Below are 17,863 nucleotides of genomic sequence, written 5' to 3'. Positions count from 1 at the left end.
AATCAAAACTAATCCAAAATAATTAGAATAATTCAAAAATATATAAAGGAAAAAAATGACGAAAAAGCGTGTAGTGTTCTTGTATGGCGGTAAGGCAGACGAACATTCGATTTCTTGCATATCTGCTGCTGGAGTGCTCAGTGCTGTAGACGAAAATCGTTTTGACATTGTGCGGATCGCAATCACAAAACAAGGCGAATGGATTGTTGGTGGTGAAGATCCTCGTAACTTCCGCATGGAAGAAGGCGAGTTGCCAGTAATCACAAAAACCGCTGGAACGCGTGATGTTGTGCTTGACCCTGCAAAGGGTGCAGACGGATTCTTGGTGCGAAAAGCGGACGACACGCTTGAAAGTTTAGGTCATATTGACGCTGTTTTCCCAGTTCTTCATGGTCCAAACGGTGAAGATGGCACTTTGCAAGGCTTGCTAGAAATGATGCAAGTGCCGTACGTCGGTTGCGGAGTGTTGGCTTCGGCTGCATGCATGGATAAATACTACGCAAAGCAGCTGTTTAAGGCTGCCGGAATTGATGTCGCTCCAGGAATTGCGTTGGATGCTAGAAAATTTGCAAGTGACTCGACGAATCGTTTTGCTGCGTACGCAAACGAAATGCTTGCGCAAGTTGAGGCAGCAAAACTCGAGTATCCGCTTTTTGTAAAACCAAGTCGTGCAGGATCTAGTTTTGGCGTAACAAAAGTGGAATCGCATGATGCTGAGGCTTTAGCACAAGCCGTTTTTGAAGCTTCGAAGCACGATTGGCGAGTGCTAGTAGAGCAAGGAATTAACGCGCGCGAAATCGAGTGTGCGGTTCTTGCAGCTCGCGATGGCGAGGAGCCGAAAGTAAGCTTGCCAGGTGAAATTGTGTTAGACAAGCGTCAGGCTGGCGAAGATCAGTTCTACGATTTTGACAGCAAATACATGGATTCCGCGGCTTCGCACGTGGAAGTTCCAGCAGATCTTCCTGCGGAAACTTTGGAGCTCGTGCGTAAAACAGCGCTCGCAGCATTCAAAGCAGCAGACGGTAGAGGATTAAGCCGTGTTGATTCGTTCGTGACTCCTGAAGGTCATGTGATGATCAACGAAATCAACACAATGCCTGGGTTTACGCCAATCTCCATGTATCCAAAAGCTTGGGAAGCAACCGGAATAAGCTATGGCGATTTAATTACGAAGCTTATTGAGGGTGTGCTTAAGTAAGTGTGAATAGTGCGAGTAGCGCAAGCAGCGCAAACGTAGCACACGTCAAATAAAAAGCGAAAAATCACAATAAAGCGTAAAGAATAACAAAAGGAATGAGTATGCAAGAGATACAACATGACGACACATATTTGTTGGCGCGAAAGCGGCAGGGAACTATTGGAATGTCATTATGCATGTTCATGGTTGTGTGGATTGCTGCTGCATATGCATTAGGTATGTGCTTTCCGTATTTTTTGCCTAAAGAATTTTTAGAAAAATCTATTGCAACAATATTAGTGTCTGACATTGCGCAATATTTAATAGCGCTTCCTATTGCAATGCTGATTATGCGAGCAGTACCAACTCTTGCGTCGCGTGAATTTTCTATGTCTTTGCGTCAATTTTTGGGATTCTACGCAGTTAGTGTGCCAGTTATGTATGGAGGAAACTTAATTGGTACAACATTAGCTTCAATTATTACAGACGGTAAAGCAGAAAATCGCATTTCAGAGACTATTGTGTCTGGAAATATGTGGGAAACGTTTGTGTTCGTAGTGATTCTTGCTCCTATTATGGAAGAATGGTTTTTTAGAAAGCAAATACTTTCTCGATTGCGTGTGTATGGCGAAAAGAAAGCAATTGTGTTCTCTGCTTTAGCTTTTGCATTATTCCACATGAATATATTCCAATTTTTCTACGCTTTCGGGCTTGGGCTTATTCTCGGGTACATGTACGTGCGAACTTCTAAATTGCGTTACAGCATATTTCTTCACATGATTGTGAACTTCCAAGGAAGCGTTGTTGCTTTATGGTTACTAAAACAGATGACAGATGCAAACGGGAATGTTATAGAAATTGACAAATTATCAAATAAAGAGTTAATGGATTTGCCTTCTGGATTTGTGCTAGCTGGATTATATAGCATATTTGTGTTTGCAGTGCTTGTAGTTGGAATAGTGTTACTTGCTCGTAGTCGTCGATATTTAGTTTTCTTTGATGCGCCTTTGGAATTGCCTAAGGAAAATAATTTGAAATCACTTTATGGAACCGTAGGTGTAATTGCGTTTTTGATTATTTCTGTGATTCTTAATGTGATGATGCTTTTTTCGTAACTGCTATTTTTCGTAACGAAAAACAAAAATTCAAAATTCATGACTTAAGGAGGCGAGTTATATGTTAAGCAAAAAATTAGCCAATAAAACTATTCGCGTTGGATTGCTTGGTGCAGGAACAGTCGGTTCGCAAACAGCGCGACTTATAGTTGAGCAGAGTGATGAACTTGCGGCTAGAATTGGCGCAAATATTGAGCTTGCAGGAGTTGCGTGCCTGCATCCGGAAGAAGTTGACGTTTCTTGGATTAAGCGTGATTTGCTAACTACAGACGCTGCCTCTTTGTGCGCCCGCGAAGACGTTGATATTGTAATCGAGCTTATTGGCGGACTTGAGCCGGCTCATACTTTTGTAAAAAGTGCGTTATGCCACGGAAAATCTGTTGTTACTGCAAATAAAGCGTTGCTTGCGAAGTTTGGTCCGGAATTATACGAGTGTGCAGAAAGTCACGGAGTTGACTTGTACTTTGAGGCGGCTGTAGCAGGAGCGATTCCTATTGTTCGACCGCTTCGAGAGTCACTTATTGGCGACGAAATTACGCAAATTTTTGGAATCGTAAACGGAACTACCAACTATATTCTTGACGAAATGACTGTGCGCGGACTTGATTTTGACTCGGCTTTACGCGCAGCTCAAGAAAAGGGTTATGCTGAGGCTGATCCAACCGGAGATGTTGAAGGTTTCGATGCTGCAAATAAAGCTGCGATTCTTGCAACTCTCGCATTCCAAATGCCGGTAAGTATTGACGATGTTTCTGTTGAAGGAATTAGCGCGATTGACTCTGAAGATATTGCTGCAGCGAGCGCGGAAAAGCGTGTAATTAAGCTACTTGCAGCAGTTGAAAGGCATTGCGACGGCGAATCAAACTCAGATGGCGGCGTAAGCGTTAGTGTGTATCCGGCGCTTGTTGGCGCGGAGCATCCTTTGGCATCGGTTCATGGCAGTTTTAATGCTGTATTTGTGAAGGCGCAGGCTGCAGATGATTTGATGTTCTACGGACGCGGTGCCGGCGGCGCTCCAACTGCAAGTGCTGTTGTTGGAGATGTTGTTAGTGCTGCTCGAAATCTTGTGCGTGGATGCGCAGGTTTTGGCGTGCCAATGTACAACAAGTATGTGCCGGCTTCTAGCGAGCAGACCAGAGCAGATTTTGTGATTCGTTGCAATATGGAAGATACTTCTTTGGCTTTGTGCAGCGAAGTTATGGATGTTTTTGCAGATCATGGCGTTGCAGCTGAGCGTTTGGCTTCGGCTTGTGAAGCGCAGTATGCGCAGACTGAAGGTGATTCGGATTGTCCACAGTGCGGTCTTGGTGGACCTGGCAGTGTGCGCGTGCTTGTGAGCGAATGTTCGGAAGCTGAGGTTCAAGCTATTTGCGAGGATTTGCAGAAGTTGGACGTTGTGTGCGAAAAGCCGCTAGTTTTGCGCGTTATAAAGTGAAAAGCTGCAGGTGATCGTATGAAGCCAGTATGTAACAGTGTTTCCGTGCGCGTGCCAGCAACTAGCGCAAATCTTGGTTCTGGGTTTGATGCAGCCGGTATTGCGCTTGATTATGCGGATTCTTTAGTTTTTACTCTGGATGATAATCGTTCTAAAAATTCGCTTGATTCGCTCGATTATGCTGGAAACGTGCGCGTAATTATTCACGGCGAAGGCGAGGATACGCTTCCAAAAGATGAAACGCATCTAGTTGTAGCGACTTTTCGCAAAGCTTGCAAAATATTTGGTCTGCCAAACTTGCGATTTACGTTAGAAGCGCATAATCGGATTCCGCAAGCGCGCGGTATGGGCTCTTCTGCAGAAGCGATTGTTGCTGCTGTTGCTGCTGCTTGGGCTTTTGCGCACGAAGGTGAGCTTAATCGTGAAGCAATTTTCGAAATCGCGGCCGCAATTGAAGGTCATCCAGACAATGTTGCTCCTGCAGTTTTTGGCGGTTTGACGATGAGCTGGAAGCTTGATGCTGGGGAAGGCAAAGGTTCTGTGCGCGTGGCTGGAGATTGCGAAGCTCCGCTTTCTACCGGTTTTCATACTGTGCGATACAAAGTTTCGCAAGATATTTCTGTGTCGGTATTCGTTCCTGATTTCGAGCTTTCTACAGAGCTTGCTAGGCGCGCGCTTCCGGCAAAAGTGCCGTATGGTGACGCAATATTTAACGTGTCGCGAGCTGCAATGCTTCCGGTTGCTTTTGGTGAGTTAAATAGCGATTCTGAAAATAAATTATGCACAGTAAAATCTGATATTTCGCGAAATGCGCTACTTTTTGCAGCAACTCAAGATGCTCTTCATCAAACGTATCGTGCAAATCTTATGAAAGATTCGTGGAAGCTAGTGGAAACGTTGCGCGAGCATGGTTTTGCTGCAGCGATTTCGGGAGCAGGATCGTGCGTTGCTGTATTTTATGCAGGAGATGCCGAGTATAACAAGAGTGCAGCTCAAAAAATCGACGCAATTGCCGAGCCGTGGCTTTCGCGTACGGGCTGGCGCGTTTTGCACGTGCCTGTTGATTCTACTGGCGTTGCAATAACTCGCGAATAAGTTGTGTGAAGTTGTAAAAGGGAAGGGTAAGGTATGACAGTTTCGTTGATTTTAGCCTCGCAGTCTCCTTCGCGTAGAGCGGTTTTGGCGGCGGCTGGCGTGATTCCGGTAATTCACGTAAGCGAAGTGGATGAGCCGGCGGCTTTGCGTGATGCCGCTAGTGATCGAGGTGCAAGCGTTGAGCAGTTGAGTGCTGAGCAGCGAGTTTCTATTTTGGCTCGCGCAAAAGCTCAAGCTGTGTACCATGCGTGGAAACGTGTGGCGGATACGGCTGCTTCGGCTAGTGGCGATTTAGTTGTGGGGTATCCGCTGGAAGCTGAAACTGAATCTTCTGAACTTGCAGAAACTGCGAAATCTGCTGGTAATGCTTTAGCAAGCGATTCGCAATCAGACGTAACGCATAACGTAGATACGGCGCAAACTCGCGATTTTTCAGGCGTTACTGTTCCTACAAAAACTTTCGATATTCACGATTTTGCATATAGAAATAAATCTTCTCATGATTGTAGCGGTGTGCTGATTGTTGGCTGCGATTCCATGTTCTTACTCGATGGTGAGTGCTACGGAAAGCCGCATACTCCTGAAGTGGCATTTGAGAGAATCAAGCAGATGAGCGGAAAAACAGGACAATTGTGGACTGGCCACTGCTTAATCGACGCAAAAACCGGCAAAACTATTTGCAAAACAAGTCATGCAAGCGTAATTTTTGCGCAAATGAGTGACGCGGAAATTCGCGCGTATGTAGCAACTGGTGAACCTCTAGAAGTTGCAGGATCCTTTACACTAGAAGGTTTTGGCGGAGCTTTTATTGAAAGCATTAATGGAGATCCTCACGGTGTTCTTGGAATCAGCTTGCCGCTGCTGAGACAAATGGTTTCAGAGCTTGGATATGCTTGGCCGGATTTGTGGAATAAGGAAAGCTTGGAAGAAACTGGCGAAAAGAATGATCCGACTTCCACGGAAGTGCCTAAAGAAAATGTGCATCAGCCGGGAGATGGCTGGGTGCATTGCGATTGTGGTCGCAGGCATTGGGGTCATAACGGTGCTGCTGGAGTTCTGCTTGCTAGGCGAGATGCCGAAACTGGTCGCGTGACGCACGTTGTGATGCAACATCGCGCGCTTTGGAGCGCTGAAGGTGGCACTTGGGGCATCCCTGGTGGCGCAATTTCCGATGGAGAAAGCGCGATTGAGGGCGCATTGCGTGAGTCTTTCGAGGAAGCAAATATTACTTCGGGAGATATTGAAGTTGTTGGAGCTTACCGCGAGGATCACGGAAACTGGTGTTATACAACGGTTTTTGCGTTTGAAAAGCCGGGGCATAGTGTGGATCCTTGCGCGCACGACGACGAGAGTATGGAAATTAAGTGGGTGCCAATTGACGACGTGCCTAAGCTGAAGTTGCTTACGGCAATGCGCACGGATTGGCCGTCTTTCCGTGCGCGCCTTGATGAGTTAGCGCTCCGACATGCTTGAGCGCAGCACAGCGCGCGCGAAAGCAACTCGGAGCGCCGATCTTGCTTAGGGTTGAAAGCGCGGTGTGCTTTCAACGCAAGCGAGGTCTGCCTTCGTCTCGATTGACGAAGGCAGGGCAGGTTTGTGTGGTTGGGTTTTAGAAACTGGGTTGTGTTTTGTGTGCGCTCCGACCTGCCTGAGCGCAGCATTGCGCGCGTAGGCGGCATAAACTGCGCACGAAATCATCCCAAAATTGCGGCAATTACGGCTATGCAAATTGGGCTAGTGACAGTAGAAAACAGTATGCCGTCGCGCGCAAAACTTAAGCCGACGTTGTAGCGCGCAGCATAATTGTAAACGTTTTGACCAGTTGGAAGAGCAGCTAACACAACGCACGCATACAAAGTCGCCCCGCGGAAACCCATCACAAAATAAGCTAGCAAAAACGCAATTGCAGGCATAATAAGATTTTTTAACACAGCAACCGTGGCAATAGCAGCTCGATTAGAATCTTTTTGCAAAGGCTTGCTGCCGTAAAGCGACATTCCAAAAGCCATTAAAATCATTGGAACTGCAGAATCGCCAATCATCTTAATTGGATCGTAAAGAAAATTAGGAACAGGGAAGTAGCCAACTTTTGCGGAAATTGCAGAAATAATAATTCCCCCAAGCGAACCAATTAAAAGTGGTTGTTTTAAAGGCTGCTGTGCAATGCGCTTGAGAGAACATTTTCCAGTAGTTGTAATGTCGAGAACAGTCAAACCAACAGGAGTAAATACAGCCTGTTGCATAACTAAAATCGGAGCAACAAGCGCAGGATTTCCCAAAATATAAGTCGCAACCGGCAAGCCAATATTGTTGGAATTTAAATAAAGAGAATTGAGAGCACCTATAGTGCAGTCAGCTGCAGGAAGATGGAAGCAAAAGCGATTAAGCAGAACGAACGCAACTCCAACAATCATCGCAGAAAAGAATGCAACAAAAATCGAAGAGTGAAAAATCTCAAAAATAGGCTCTTTAGAAAGTATTGCAAACATTAAGCAAGGGCTGGAAACGAAAAAACTTACGCGATTTAGGACCATTTGAGCCTGTGAACCGCCAACGCGCATGCGAGCAGTAACGTAGCCTGCAGCAATAACAATGCCAATTACGCAAAAGCCTTGCATTGCGCTGATTAAGCCCATTTCTTGCCTCCAAAATTCGTTAATCGCACGCAAATTGCATGCGTGCGAACCTATGCTGTAACTATAGGAGAGATACGCAACTTTTATGTGCGCTATGGATAAGTTTGAAATTATTGGAATTTTTAGTAACTGCTAATTGGCTTAAAAACAGCGATGCAAATTTTAATATTCAACGAGTCATATATTTGACTCGGCAATATGGCATACTAGAGAGCGGTGGCACTGCAAGCCGCCAGGCAATCGATGGCGTCGATCCCCTCGTGAGCGTTTTCCGAGGCTGGCGTCCGCTGTCGCGCAGCTAGACTTTGTAGAGAGCTTTGGGGTGGCTCGCGCACGTGCGTGCTTAACTTAAAGCCAGGGATGCGAGGCGATGCAGCGTCTCGTGAGGAGCATAGTGCCCAGAATAATAAGAGAACGCTTCAATGAATCTGAAGCTGAAAATAGTAGAACTGTGTCTAAAACCGCTACTTCTGCGGAAATGTCCGGAATAATGCAATCTACAGATTTTGCGGAAAGTAATATGGCTGCCGGTGATACTTTGCAGCAAAGCTCTGGCGTTACGCGTCGCCGTCGCGGTCGACGAGTTACTCGTGGTGCCGGTGCGGCTGGAGAAGCAATGGAACTAAAAGTTGAGGATTCTAGTGCGAAGAATTCTGAGCCGCATGTTGTTAAATCGCGCCCAATAACTTCGCTCCTATTCCAGGAGCCAGTTCTTCCTAAGGTAGTGAACGATCGTAGCGAGGAAAGCAGCAGTTCGCGTAATGACTTGCGTGACAACTCGCGTGATGGCTTGAATGATGATTTGCGCGATGATTTACGTGATATTTCTCGCGGAAGGCGCGGTGGACGCAATAGCCGTGATTCTCGTGATAGTCGTGATAGTAGCGAACGCAAGTCTCGTTCTGAAAGACGCGAGAATTCAAGCGAAATAAAGCGTGATAGTGGCAGAGGGAATAGTCGTGAAACATCGCGTGAAACAAGTCATTCTATGTATTCTCAAGATTCTGAGTACGCTAAGAATTTTCAGGATTCGCAAGATGATCGCGACGAAAAAACTCGCAAAAGCCAGCGTTCTCGCCGTTCTCGCAGATTGAATGCTGTTGAGCGACGTGCTGCAGCTGAAGTTGAGCAAATTGAAGAGGATCTTGCATACGACAATATTGTTTATGCTCCCATTGATACGCGCATCGATGAAACTCTTGATGTTAGCGATATTTTATCTGCAGAAAATACTTCGAATAGGCGTTCTAATCGTCGCAATATGTCGAATAACATCTCTAATGATGATGACGCTCGAAATGAAAACGGTGCAGTAGACAGCAGAGGCGGTAGCAATAGCAGAGATAGCCGCAATAGCAGTGACGAAGGCGATAACAGAGGTACAAACGACGATTATAATGCGAATAATGGCAACGATGACGATGAAATAATGATTACGCGTCGCCGTCGTCGCCGTCGTAGCTCTCGCACTGATCGAAATGAAAGCCGCAACGGAAGTCGCGATTTAGACATTGATATTTCAAATGATCTTGACGATGACGTGAATTCTCGCACAAAACGCACAAGTCTAGATGAAGTCTCTCAAGAAGATCGCGATTTAATTCCAGATCCAGAAGAACTTCGTGAGCAAGATGAGGAAGAAACTCTTTATACGCGCCGCCGTCGCCGCCGCCGTTCTAAATCCTCCGATGACACGAATTCCGCACCTTCTCAGGAAGAGTCATCCGACTACACTAATGCAAACGAAGACGACTTGACTTCTCGCCGCTCGCGCAAGCAGCAGTATATAGACGAAATTACGGATATTGAAGGCTCTACGCGACTTGAAGCAAAGCGCCAACGCCGTAGAGATAATAGGCGTGAGCGTAGCCGTCAAAACCTTCTTATGGAGCAAGATTTCCTTGCTCGTCGTGAAAATGTTGAACGATTAATGGTTGTTCGTGAGCGCGATCGTCATACGCAAATTTCCGTTATTGAAGACAATATTCTTGTAGAACATTATGTTTCTGATATTCAAGAAGTTGCTACTGTTGGAAATATTTATCTTGGGCGCATTCAAAACGTGCTTCCAAGCATGGAAGCTGCGTTTGTGGATATTGGTCAGGCTCGAAATGGCGTGCTTTATGCAGGCGAAGTTAATTGGGATATGGCTCGTCTTGAAGGTCAGCCTCGTAGGATTGAGCTTGCGTTTAAGTCTGGCGATCCTGTGCTTGTGCAGGTTACTAAGGATCCAATTGGACATAAGGGTGCTCGATTGACTTCGCAAGTAACTCTTGCAGGGCGTTTCTTAGTGCTTGTGCCATCTGGCGGTATGACAGGTGTAAGCCGCAAGCTTTCAGATCGAGAGCGCTCGCGTTTGCGCGCTATTGTGTCGAAGATTGCGCCAAAAGATATGGGTGTTATTATTCGTACTGCTGCTGACGGTGCAAGCGAGGAGTCGATTGAAAAAGATTTAGATTCGCTCGTTAAGCAGTGGGAGCGCATTGAAGCTAAGCGCGAAGAATACTTGCATGGAAAGCGTCCTAAGTTGTTACAGGGTGAGCCTGATGTGGCAATTCGTGTTGTGCGCGATATTTTCAACGATGACTTCCAAAAGCTTATTGTGGAAGGCGAGGGAGTGCGTCAGCGAATTGATGAATATCTTGAGATGATGGCTCCAGATTTGCGCAGCAAGGTTGAATATTGGGATCCTGCTGAGCATGAAGGCAAAGACGTTTTCGATAAGTGGCAGATTGATAGTCAGCTTCGTAAGGGCATGGAGCGTCAGGTTTATTTGCCAGCTGGCGGCTCTATTGTGATTGATCGTACGGAAGCAATGACTACGATCGATGTGAATACTGGACGATTTATTGGGCGTGGTAAGTCTTTGGAAGAAACGGTTACTCGTTGTAATTTGGAGGCTTCTGAAGAGATTGCGCGCCAGCTTCGTTTGCGCGATATTGGTGGCATGGTCATGATTGATTATGTGGATATGGTTATGCCAGCGAACCGCGATTTGGTTTTGCGTAGGCTTTTGGAATGCTTGGCTAGGGATCGCACGAAGCATCAGGTTGCTGAAGTTACGTCTCTTGGTCTTGTGCAAATGACGCGTAAACGCGTTGGCCAAGGCTTAGTTGAAGCGTTCTCTGAAGAGTGTCCAACGTGCAAGGGACGTGGATTTATTTTGCACGATGAGCCTACTGTTTCTTCGGAATATGCGGATCCTTACGCGCTTAAGGGCGGAGATCCTTTTGTTAAAACAAACAAGTATGGTCACGGAAGCGCAACGGAACAGCCTGCTCCTGTTAAGCAGCAGGGTTCTAGCGCGGAAGTGAGAGCTAAGTTAGCGCGTATAGCTGCCGCATCTGTAATTACTGACGCAGCTCATAAATCTGAAGAAGAAACGCAGTATAGCAATTTTTTGAATTCTGACAAAGAGTCTATATCTTCTAAGGCGGATGAAACTGGCGAAACTGCGGATGCTGGCGAAACTGCTGAAACTAGTGAAGTTGCGGAAACTAGTGAAGCTGATAAAACTTCTGAAGAATTAGTTGAAAATAATTTAGAGGATACTACGCAAGAGATTGCTGAGTATACTGCGGAGCAACCTACGCAAGAACCTGCGCAAGATACTACGCAAGAACCTATGCAAGATGCTACGCAGGAAACTACGCAAGAAACTACAGAAAATGATGATTGCGCCTCTGAATAGTGACTAAGTATATGCCTTGAGTACAATATTGAATATTGTCTGCATTGACTCATGAATCTAGCGACTTGACGTTAGTACATGGGTAGGTGTATTTTTGATAGTCGGTGTCTTGCCGCGCGCGTTTTGCTGTGCGCAAGGCAAAAGTAAGCTTTCAATTGAGCTAAGGAACGAATTATGTACGCGATTGTGAAGGCCGGTGGCCATCAAGAGAAGGTCGAGGTTGGCGACGCCATTCTCGTGAACCGTCTCGATGCAAAGAAGGGCGATACCGTGGAATTCCCGGTCGCGCTCGTTGTTGACGGTGCTAAGGTGACCTTAAGCGCCAAGGATCTTGCTAAGATCACGGTGAAGGCAGAAGTCTTGAATGACGAAGCCAAAGGTCCAAAGATTAGCATTATGAAGTATAAGAACAAGACTGGTGTGGCTCGTCGCAAGGGTCATCGTCAGAAGTTGACTCTCGTCAAGATCACGGCCATCGCCTGATTGACGGTGTTATAAACCTGAAAGGACAGTGAGATGGCACATAAGAAGGGTGCGTCTAGCTCGCGCAACGGTCGCGACTCACAAGCGCAATATCTTGGTGTTAAGAAGTTTGGCGGTGAAGCTGTAGTGGCTGGCAACATTATCGTTCGTCAGCGCGGCACTAAGTTCCACGCAGGTCAGAATGTTGCTTTGGGTAAGGATCACACGCTGTACGCTTTGGTGGACGGCAATGTGAAGTTCGGTATTCGTCGCGACCGCAAGGTTGTTGACGTTGTTACCGCCTGAATCTTAGCTAAGCCTAAGCGCTTCAACAATAAGTCGACGATAATAAGTCGGCGATAAAACGTTTAAGCCGCACCCAGTTCGGTGCGGCTTTTTTGTTCTTGCATGTTCCCGAGAATTTAGGTGTTTAGCTTCGAGTAAGGTAGCAGTATGAGTGATTTTGTAGACCGCGTAACAGTGCATGTAAAAGGCGGAGATGGCGGAAACGGATCTGCCGGAGTTCGTCGCGAAAAGTACAAACCATTAGCAGGCCCAAATGGCGGTAATGGCGGTGACGGTGGTTCCGTTATTTTTGTAGCTGATCGTAATGCAAACAGCTTACTTGACTACCGCTTCATGCCTCACCGCACTGCAGAAAACGGTACGATGGGCTTAGGTGACACTAAAGACGGTTCAAAAGGTGCAGACTTAGTGCTTCCAGTGCCTGTTGGAACTGTTGTTTTTACAGCACGCGGTGCCGCAGGCTCTCAAAAGCGACCTGGCGAAGTTTTGGCGGATTTGCAACATGTTGGAGACAAATTCGTTGTGGCGCAGGGGGGTGCCGGCGGTCTTGGCAACGCAGCACTCGCAAACAAAACTCGTCGTGCCCCAGGATTCGCGCTTTTAGGCGAGCCTGGCGAAGAACGCGACGTAATTTTGGAACTCAAGTCTATCGCAGACGTAGCTTTAGTTGGATTCCCTTCTGCAGGAAAATCAAGCTTAGTTGCCTCAATTAGTGCAGCTAAGCCGAAAATTGCTGATTACCCGTTTACTACTTTGGTGCCAAACCTAGGCGTTGTAAGCTTCGGCAACTATCGCTACACAATTGCAGACGTTCCAGGCTTGATTCCAGGAGCTTCCGAAGGAAAAGGCTTAGGTCTTGAGTTTTTGCGTCATATTGAGCGCACAGAGATTATTGCGCATGTAATTGATTGCGCAACGCTGGAGCCAAATCGCGATCCAATTAGCGATTACCACGCTCTTGAGCATGAGCTTGTGCAATACGCTGATAAACTTGAGCTTCCGTTGGGTGCGATTCCAATTCCAGAGCGTCCGCGCATTATTGTGCTAAATAAAGTCGATGTGCCTGAAGCTAAAGAATTGGCTGATTTTGTACGCGGTGAATTTGAGAAAATGGGATTGACTGTATTTGAGATTTCTACCGCGTCTCATGAGGGCTTGAAAGAGCTTGGTTTTGCGCTTGGACGATTGGTTGAAAAGATGCGCGAGAAGCTCGCTGCCGAGGAAGCAGCACGAGAAGAAGAGCGTGTTGTCATCCAGCCGCTTGAGCAGCAGACTTCAGCTTTGCGTCGTCGCCGCGATGATGGACGTGGAAATAGTGCAGACTTTGAAATTAAGCGCGAGGAAGACAGGAATGGTGATTTTTGGTTCACTGTTACTGGCGCAAAACCTGAGCGCTGGGTTGTGCAAACGAATTTTGACAACGACGAAGCCGTTGGTTATTTGGCGGATCGCTTAGCAAAGCTTGGTGTTGAGGATGAATTGCGCAAGAAGGGCGCGCGTCCAGGAGACGAAATTCGTATTGGCACTGGGAATCATATGGTTTGTTTCGATTGGGATCCAAATATTGCTGCCGGTGCAGAAGGATTGGACGGCGCTAACTTGGGTGCGCGTGGTAAGGATTTGCGAATTGAAGCGAACGATCCTCGCGGAGCAAGGCGTACGAATGCTGAGCGTAGACGAGATTATCACAGCATGATGGATGCAAAGAGCGCAGTTCGAGACGCGATGATGGCTGAGCGAAAGTCGGGTCACTGGGCGGATCCTTCTGTGGATGACGATCGCCATGATGAAAATAGCTTGTTTGGTCGTGGAGAAGAGCAGAAAAACTAGAAAAATCAAGGTCAAGGGGAATCTTATGAATAATCCAGAAATTGAGCTTACCGAAGATGGGGTTCGGTGTTCAATTCGTGAGGCGCGCACAATCGTCGTAAAAGTTGGCTCAAGCTCACTTACGAGCGCGTCCGGTCAGCTGGATGTGCAAAAGTTGCGCGCTCTTGTGACTGCAATAAGTCACGCGCAAATGCAAGGCGCTCGCATTGTGCTTGTGTCTTCTGGCGCAATTGCAGCTGGATTTGGTTTGCTCGGTTTTAATGAGCGTCCTAAAGATGTGCCAACTCAGCAGGCAACGGCTTCAGTTGGTCAAGGATTGCTTATGGCTCAATACGAAGCTGCATTTTCGCAATTTGGTTTCAGAGTCGGGCAAATGCTTCTTACGGCGGACGTTACTATTTCGCCGTCGCGCTACCGCAATGCGCAACGCACAATGCTACGTTTGCTTGAGCTTGGCGTAATCCCAATAGTAAACGAAAATGATGCACTTTCTAGCAACGAAATTCGATTTGGTGACAACGACCGTCTTGCAGCTCTTGTAGCAAATATTGTGCGAGCGGAAGCTCTTGTGTTGCTTACGGATGTGGATTCTCTCTATACTGCGCCGCCTAGTGAACCGGGTGCTAAGCGTGTGAGTTTTGTGCCAGATGTGACGCGCGCGATTGAAGAAGTGAAAGTTGGCGCAAGTGTTTCGGGCGTAGGTACCGGTGGTATGGTGACGAAGATGGAAGCTGCGCATGTTGCTGCAGTTTCGGGAATTCCAACTGTGCTAACTTGCGCTGGAAATGCCGGTCCGGCACTGGCTGGAGATGCTGTTGGTACTGTGTTTGCGCCGGTGCATACGCGCGATTCTTCAAGGCGACTTTGGATTGGTTTTGCTTCGCATCCGCACGGAGTTTTGGTGGTTGATAATGGTGCTGCGAAGGCGGTTCGCGGAGGTCGCGCGAGCTTGCTTGCGGCTGGTATTGTTGGCGTGCGTGGCGAGTTTTCGGCGACGGATCCTGTGTGGATTGACGATGAGCAGGGTAACCATTTGGCTAAGGGTTTGGTTGCTTTTGACGCGGAGGAAATTCCGGAGATTATGGGGCGTACGAGCGATGAGCTTGAAGAATCACTCGGCCGTCAGTATGCGCATCCGGTTGTGCACCGCGACAATCTCGTGCTTGTGTGATTACTAGTGGTTCGTGTTTTGTCGATTTCACCAAATGGTTTTGTGTTTTCGACAGTTTCGCTTGTTTCGCTCGTTTCGCGGCTTAAGGTTACACTGTAAATCATGGCAGAGAATATCGCAGAAACTTCATCCTCAGAAAATTGGCGCGTATTAAGCGAGCGTATTAACCGGGTCGCTCCGAGTGCAACTTTGGCAGTAGACGGCAAGGCAAAAGCTATGAAAGCTGACGGCATTGACGTTGTAAGCTTTGGCGCAGGCGAGCCAGATTTTCCTACTCCCTCTTACATTGTTGATGCTGCAACACAAGCTTGCAAAGACCCGCGCAACTATCGTTATACTGCTACGGCAGGTTTACCGGAGCTTAGGGAGGCGATTGCGAGCAAAGTGCAGCGAGATTCCGGCTACGAAGTTTCCCCAAAACAAGTCGTAGTTACAAACGGCGGAAAGCAAGCTGTGTATGAGGCTTGCCAAATTCTCTTAAATGATGGCGACGAAGTTATTATTCCAGCTCCATATTGGACGAGTTATCCGGAGGCTGTGAAGCTTGCAGGCGGCGTGCCTGTACCAGTTTTGGCAGGTGCAGATTGCGGTTTTGAGCCAGATATTGAGGCAATTGAGTCCGCTCGCACTTCACGCACGCGCGCAATTATCGTAACTTCGCCTTCGAATCCTACAGGCGCTATTTGGAGCGCGCAAACTATTCGCGCAATCGGTGAGTGGGCTGTAAAACACCATATTTGGGTTATTTCTGATGAGATTTACGAGCACCTGCATTACGACGGCATTTCGACTTCGTATATTGGCGTTGAGGTGCCGGAAATTCGCGAGCAGCTGCTGATTTTGAATGGTGTTGCGAAAACTTACGCCATGCCTGGCTGGCGTGTTGGTTGGATGGTGGCACCAGAAGATGTTGCTAAAGCTGCAATTAAGCTTCAAAGCCATATGACTTCTAATGTTTCTAATATTTCGCAGCGTGCAGCAATTGCTGCAGTCGGCGGTTCGCTAGACGTGGTTGCCACTATGCGTGGGGCTTTTGACGCTCGACGCAAAGCGATTGTGGAAGCGTTGAACAATATTGACGGCGTTACTTGCCCTCTTCCTCATGGCGCTTTTTACGCGTTTGCTAACGTTGAGGCGCTGCTTGAGCGTCCGCTCGGGGAGCATGGCGAAGTGCCGCATACTTCTTCTCGATTTGCTGAAATGTTGCTTGACGAAGCGCATGTTGCTGCGGTTCCAGGAGAGGCTTTTGGTGCTCCTGGATATTTGCGATTCTCTTGCGCTCTTGCTGACGACCAGCTTGCTGAGGGCATGCGTCGCATGAAGAAGTGGGTTGAAGCTTAAGCAAGTATTTATTGCAAAATAATAACTTGCTTACCATTGCAAAATGCGACACTCGCTTTTGTGTGATGATATAACGAAATCATGCCCATGAGATAGTATGTCTATCTGGCGGTTTGCTATTTCGTTCCTTTTGGGGTATGATGAGCAAGTTCACCTTAGGGATGTGGCGCAATTGGTAGCGCAACGGTCTCCAAAACCGTAGGTTGTGGGTTCGAGTCCCGCCGTCCCTGCCAGTTTTTTGTTCAAGTTTTTACACGAAGGATTCAAGCATGGCGCAGGCACGCAGTACTAAGAAAGCAGTAAAGCATAACTTGTTCGTGCGTATTGGCATGTTCGTTAAGCAAACTATTGACGAGACACGCAAGGTTATTGCACCTCATGGCAAAGAGTTGTTTGCTTGGTCGTCTGCAGTTTTCATATTTGTTGTATTTTTGATGGCTTTCGTCACCTGCATGGACTTCGGTTTGGGTAAGTCCGTAATGTGGCTGTTCGGCTGAGTTGAAATTGGCTGAGTTGAAATTTTGAAGGTGTATGCAAGATGACTGATGAATTCAATCTCGAAGAAGCAAGTGAAGCTGATGAGGCTTTTGCTTCTCATGATGCTGACGAAGCAAACGAATCAGCTGTGAATAATGAAGCTGTTGCTTCTAGCGAGTCTGTTGAAGCTGATGTGGATGAGGAATCTGCTGATGTTGAAGCTGATGTAGCTGATGGCGCTGCTGCTGACAGTGTTGTAGCTGACAGTGTTGCTGATGCTTCTAACGAAACTGGCGAAACTGGCGAAACTACTGATGCTGATGATGTGAACGAAGCCGACCCAACTGATGCCGGCGCAATCGCTGTAGCAGAATTTTCTAAGAAACTTCGCACTTTGGAAGGCAAGTGGTACGTTCTTCACACGTATTCTGGTTACGAAAAGCGCGTGAAAACTAACGTTGAATCCCGCGTGCAGAACTTTGGTTTGGAAGATAAGATTTTCCAGATTGAAGTTCCTATGGAAGAAGTCGAGAAGCATACAGAAAAGGGTAAGAAGGTTATTACCCGTGTGCGTGTGCCAGGATATGTGTTGATTCGCATGTGGCCGGATGAGAACGCTCGTCGCATTGTGCGCGAGACTGAGGGCGTGACTGGTTTTGTTGGTCCTTCTAGAGAGCCTGCACCATTGAGCCGCAAGGAAGTTGTGTCAATGATGGCTCCGATGATTGCTTCCGAAGCTTTGAAGAATGCTGGCGATAAGCCGGCTGCAGCGCGCAAGCGTAAGGTTGAGGTTGCTTACAAGGTTGGCGATCAGGTGACTGTGACTGACGGTCCATTCTCAACGATGGCAGCTGTGGTTTCGGACGTGGAGCCTACAACTCAGAAGCTTACAGTGTTGGTTTCCATCTTTGGGCGTGAAACTCCTGTGGAGCTTGGATTCAACCAAGTGGAGCCGATTGTTTGAGATGAAAGACTGATCCAAAAGCTTGAGTGAAAAGCTTTAAGTTTTTGTAACTTTTACAAACCGGGGTGTGTTAATTCGCGCCCCGGTTTTTATTATTTACTGCAACACGCCGTAAAATGGGGAAATAATCCTAAATTTTCTTGCAATTACAGTGCTTTTATCA

General features: G+C 47.2%; 14 protein-coding genes and 1 tRNA gene. 14 read left to right on the top strand and 1 reads right to left on the bottom strand.

Annotation, left to right across the window (positions count from 1 at the left end; translation table 11 throughout):
* Positions 1–55: 55 nt before the first annotated feature.
* The 5 genes from HXT47_RS05915 to HXT47_RS05895 all read left to right on the top strand — a co-directional run bounded on the left by HXT47_RS05915 (position 56) and on the right by HXT47_RS05895 (position 6,295).
* Positions 56–1,198 carry a D-alanine--D-alanine ligase family protein gene (locus HXT47_RS05915; RefSeq protein ID WP_116442850.1) on the top strand — a complete coding sequence of 381 codons (1,143 nt, stop codon included), beginning with the start codon at positions 56–58 and terminating at the stop codon, positions 1,196–1,198.
* 101 nt (positions 1,199–1,299) lie between these two features.
* Positions 1,300–2,292, top strand: coding sequence for a CPBP family intramembrane glutamic endopeptidase (locus HXT47_RS05910; protein ID WP_004118563.1), 993 nt, complete (start codon positions 1,300–1,302; stop codon positions 2,290–2,292).
* 61 nt (positions 2,293–2,353) lie between these two features.
* Positions 2,354–3,727, top strand: a complete 1,374-nt coding sequence (locus HXT47_RS05905; protein WP_116442849.1) for a homoserine dehydrogenase — start codon at positions 2,354–2,356, stop codon at positions 3,725–3,727.
* Positions 3,728–3,745: 18 nt separating this feature from the next.
* Entirely contained in the window at positions 3,746–4,822 is a 1,077-nt protein-coding gene (gene thrB, locus HXT47_RS05900) for a homoserine kinase (protein WP_116442848.1), read from the top strand.
* Positions 4,823–4,855: 33 nt separating this feature from the next.
* Complete coding sequence (locus HXT47_RS05895) at positions 4,856–6,295, top strand: Maf family nucleotide pyrophosphatase (protein ID WP_421789031.1); 1,440 nt, start codon at positions 4,856–4,858, stop codon at positions 6,293–6,295.
* 221 nt (positions 6,296–6,516) lie between these two features.
* Here HXT47_RS05895 and HXT47_RS05890 read toward each other — a convergent pair whose 3' ends face one another.
* The gene (locus HXT47_RS05890; RefSeq protein WP_004106240.1) at positions 6,517–7,458 is read right to left on the bottom strand and encodes an AEC family transporter; all 942 of its coding nucleotides are present in this window, start codon (positions 7,456–7,458) and stop codon (positions 6,517–6,519) included.
* 370 nt (positions 7,459–7,828) lie between these two features.
* Between HXT47_RS05890 and HXT47_RS05885 the strand changes: the two genes are divergently transcribed.
* The 9 genes from HXT47_RS05885 (at position 7,829) to nusG (ending at position 17,700) form a co-directional block, all read left to right on the top strand.
* The gene (locus tag HXT47_RS05885) at positions 7,829–11,149 is read left to right on the top strand and encodes an Rne/Rng family ribonuclease (RefSeq protein ID WP_410294731.1); all 3,321 of its coding nucleotides are present in this window, start codon (positions 7,829–7,831) and stop codon (positions 11,147–11,149) included.
* Positions 11,150–11,323: 174 nt separating this feature from the next.
* On the top strand, positions 11,324–11,632 hold the full coding sequence (rplU, locus tag HXT47_RS05880; protein ID WP_004111933.1) for a 50S ribosomal protein L21: 309 nt from the start codon (positions 11,324–11,326) through the stop codon (positions 11,630–11,632).
* A 33-nt stretch (positions 11,633–11,665) separates the two neighbouring features.
* Complete coding sequence (gene rpmA, locus HXT47_RS05875) at positions 11,666–11,917, top strand: 50S ribosomal protein L27 (RefSeq protein ID WP_004106248.1); 252 nt, start codon at positions 11,666–11,668, stop codon at positions 11,915–11,917.
* A gap of 147 nt (positions 11,918–12,064) precedes the next feature.
* The gene (obgE, locus tag HXT47_RS05870; RefSeq protein ID WP_004106249.1) at positions 12,065–13,747 is read left to right on the top strand and encodes a GTPase ObgE; all 1,683 of its coding nucleotides are present in this window, start codon (positions 12,065–12,067) and stop codon (positions 13,745–13,747) included.
* Between the two features lie 25 nt (positions 13,748–13,772).
* The gene (gene proB / locus HXT47_RS05865) at positions 13,773–14,918 is read left to right on the top strand and encodes a glutamate 5-kinase (RefSeq protein WP_004106251.1); all 1,146 of its coding nucleotides are present in this window, start codon (positions 13,773–13,775) and stop codon (positions 14,916–14,918) included.
* Positions 14,919–15,020: 102 nt separating this feature from the next.
* Positions 15,021–16,259, top strand: a complete 1,239-nt coding sequence (locus HXT47_RS05860) for a pyridoxal phosphate-dependent aminotransferase (protein WP_004106253.1) — start codon at positions 15,021–15,023, stop codon at positions 16,257–16,259.
* A gap of 157 nt (positions 16,260–16,416) precedes the next feature.
* Positions 16,417–16,492: transfer RNA gene (locus HXT47_RS05855), tRNA-Trp, on the top strand.
* A gap of 36 nt (positions 16,493–16,528) precedes the next feature.
* Positions 16,529–16,756, top strand: coding sequence for a preprotein translocase subunit SecE (gene secE, locus HXT47_RS05850; protein ID WP_004106254.1), 228 nt, complete (start codon positions 16,529–16,531; stop codon positions 16,754–16,756).
* A 41-nt stretch (positions 16,757–16,797) separates the two neighbouring features.
* The gene (gene nusG, locus HXT47_RS05845; protein ID WP_004106255.1) at positions 16,798–17,700 is read left to right on the top strand and encodes a transcription termination/antitermination protein NusG; all 903 of its coding nucleotides are present in this window, start codon (positions 16,798–16,800) and stop codon (positions 17,698–17,700) included.
* Positions 17,701–17,863 lie beyond the last annotated feature (163 nt).

It is taken from the genome of Gardnerella sp. DNF01205, assembly GCF_049244135.1.
GTDB classification, from domain to species: domain Bacteria; phylum Actinomycetota; class Actinomycetes; order Actinomycetales; family Bifidobacteriaceae; genus Bifidobacterium; species Bifidobacterium leopoldii.
Note: the sequence above shows the minus strand (reverse complement) of the source record. Positions and strands in the feature narration are given on the sequence as shown.

Excerpts from the sequence above, each read along its gene's own strand:
- HXT47_RS05895 (WP_421789031.1), top strand. The coding sequence starts at position 4,856 with ATGACAGTTTCGTTGATTTTAGCCTCGCAGTCTCCTTCGCGTAGAGCG.
- rpmA (WP_004106248.1), top strand. The coding sequence starts at position 11,666 with ATGGCACATAAGAAGGGTGCGTCTAGCTCGCGCAACGGTCGCGACTCA.
- HXT47_RS05910 (WP_004118563.1), top strand. The coding sequence starts at position 1,300 with ATGCAAGAGATACAACATGACGACACATATTTGTTGGCGCGAAAGCGG.
- HXT47_RS05885 (WP_410294731.1), top strand. The coding sequence starts at position 7,829 with ATGCAGCGTCTCGTGAGGAGCATAGTGCCCAGAATAATAAGAGAACGC.
- proB (WP_004106251.1), top strand. The coding sequence starts at position 13,773 with ATGAATAATCCAGAAATTGAGCTTACCGAAGATGGGGTTCGGTGTTCA.
- nusG (WP_004106255.1), top strand. The coding sequence starts at position 16,798 with ATGACTGATGAATTCAATCTCGAAGAAGCAAGTGAAGCTGATGAGGCT.
- rplU (WP_004111933.1), top strand. The coding sequence starts at position 11,324 with ATGTACGCGATTGTGAAGGCCGGTGGCCATCAAGAGAAGGTCGAGGTT.
- HXT47_RS05860 (WP_004106253.1), top strand. The coding sequence starts at position 15,021 with ATGGCAGAGAATATCGCAGAAACTTCATCCTCAGAAAATTGGCGCGTA.
- HXT47_RS05915 (WP_116442850.1), top strand. The coding sequence starts at position 56 with ATGACGAAAAAGCGTGTAGTGTTCTTGTATGGCGGTAAGGCAGACGAA.
- obgE (WP_004106249.1), top strand. The coding sequence starts at position 12,065 with ATGAGTGATTTTGTAGACCGCGTAACAGTGCATGTAAAAGGCGGAGAT.
- HXT47_RS05890 (WP_004106240.1), bottom strand. The coding sequence starts at position 7,458 with ATGGGCTTAATCAGCGCAATGCAAGGCTTTTGCGTAATTGGCATTGTT.
- HXT47_RS05905 (WP_116442849.1), top strand. The coding sequence starts at position 2,354 with ATGTTAAGCAAAAAATTAGCCAATAAAACTATTCGCGTTGGATTGCTT.
- thrB (WP_116442848.1), top strand. The coding sequence starts at position 3,746 with ATGAAGCCAGTATGTAACAGTGTTTCCGTGCGCGTGCCAGCAACTAGC.
- secE (WP_004106254.1), top strand. The coding sequence starts at position 16,529 with ATGGCGCAGGCACGCAGTACTAAGAAAGCAGTAAAGCATAACTTGTTC.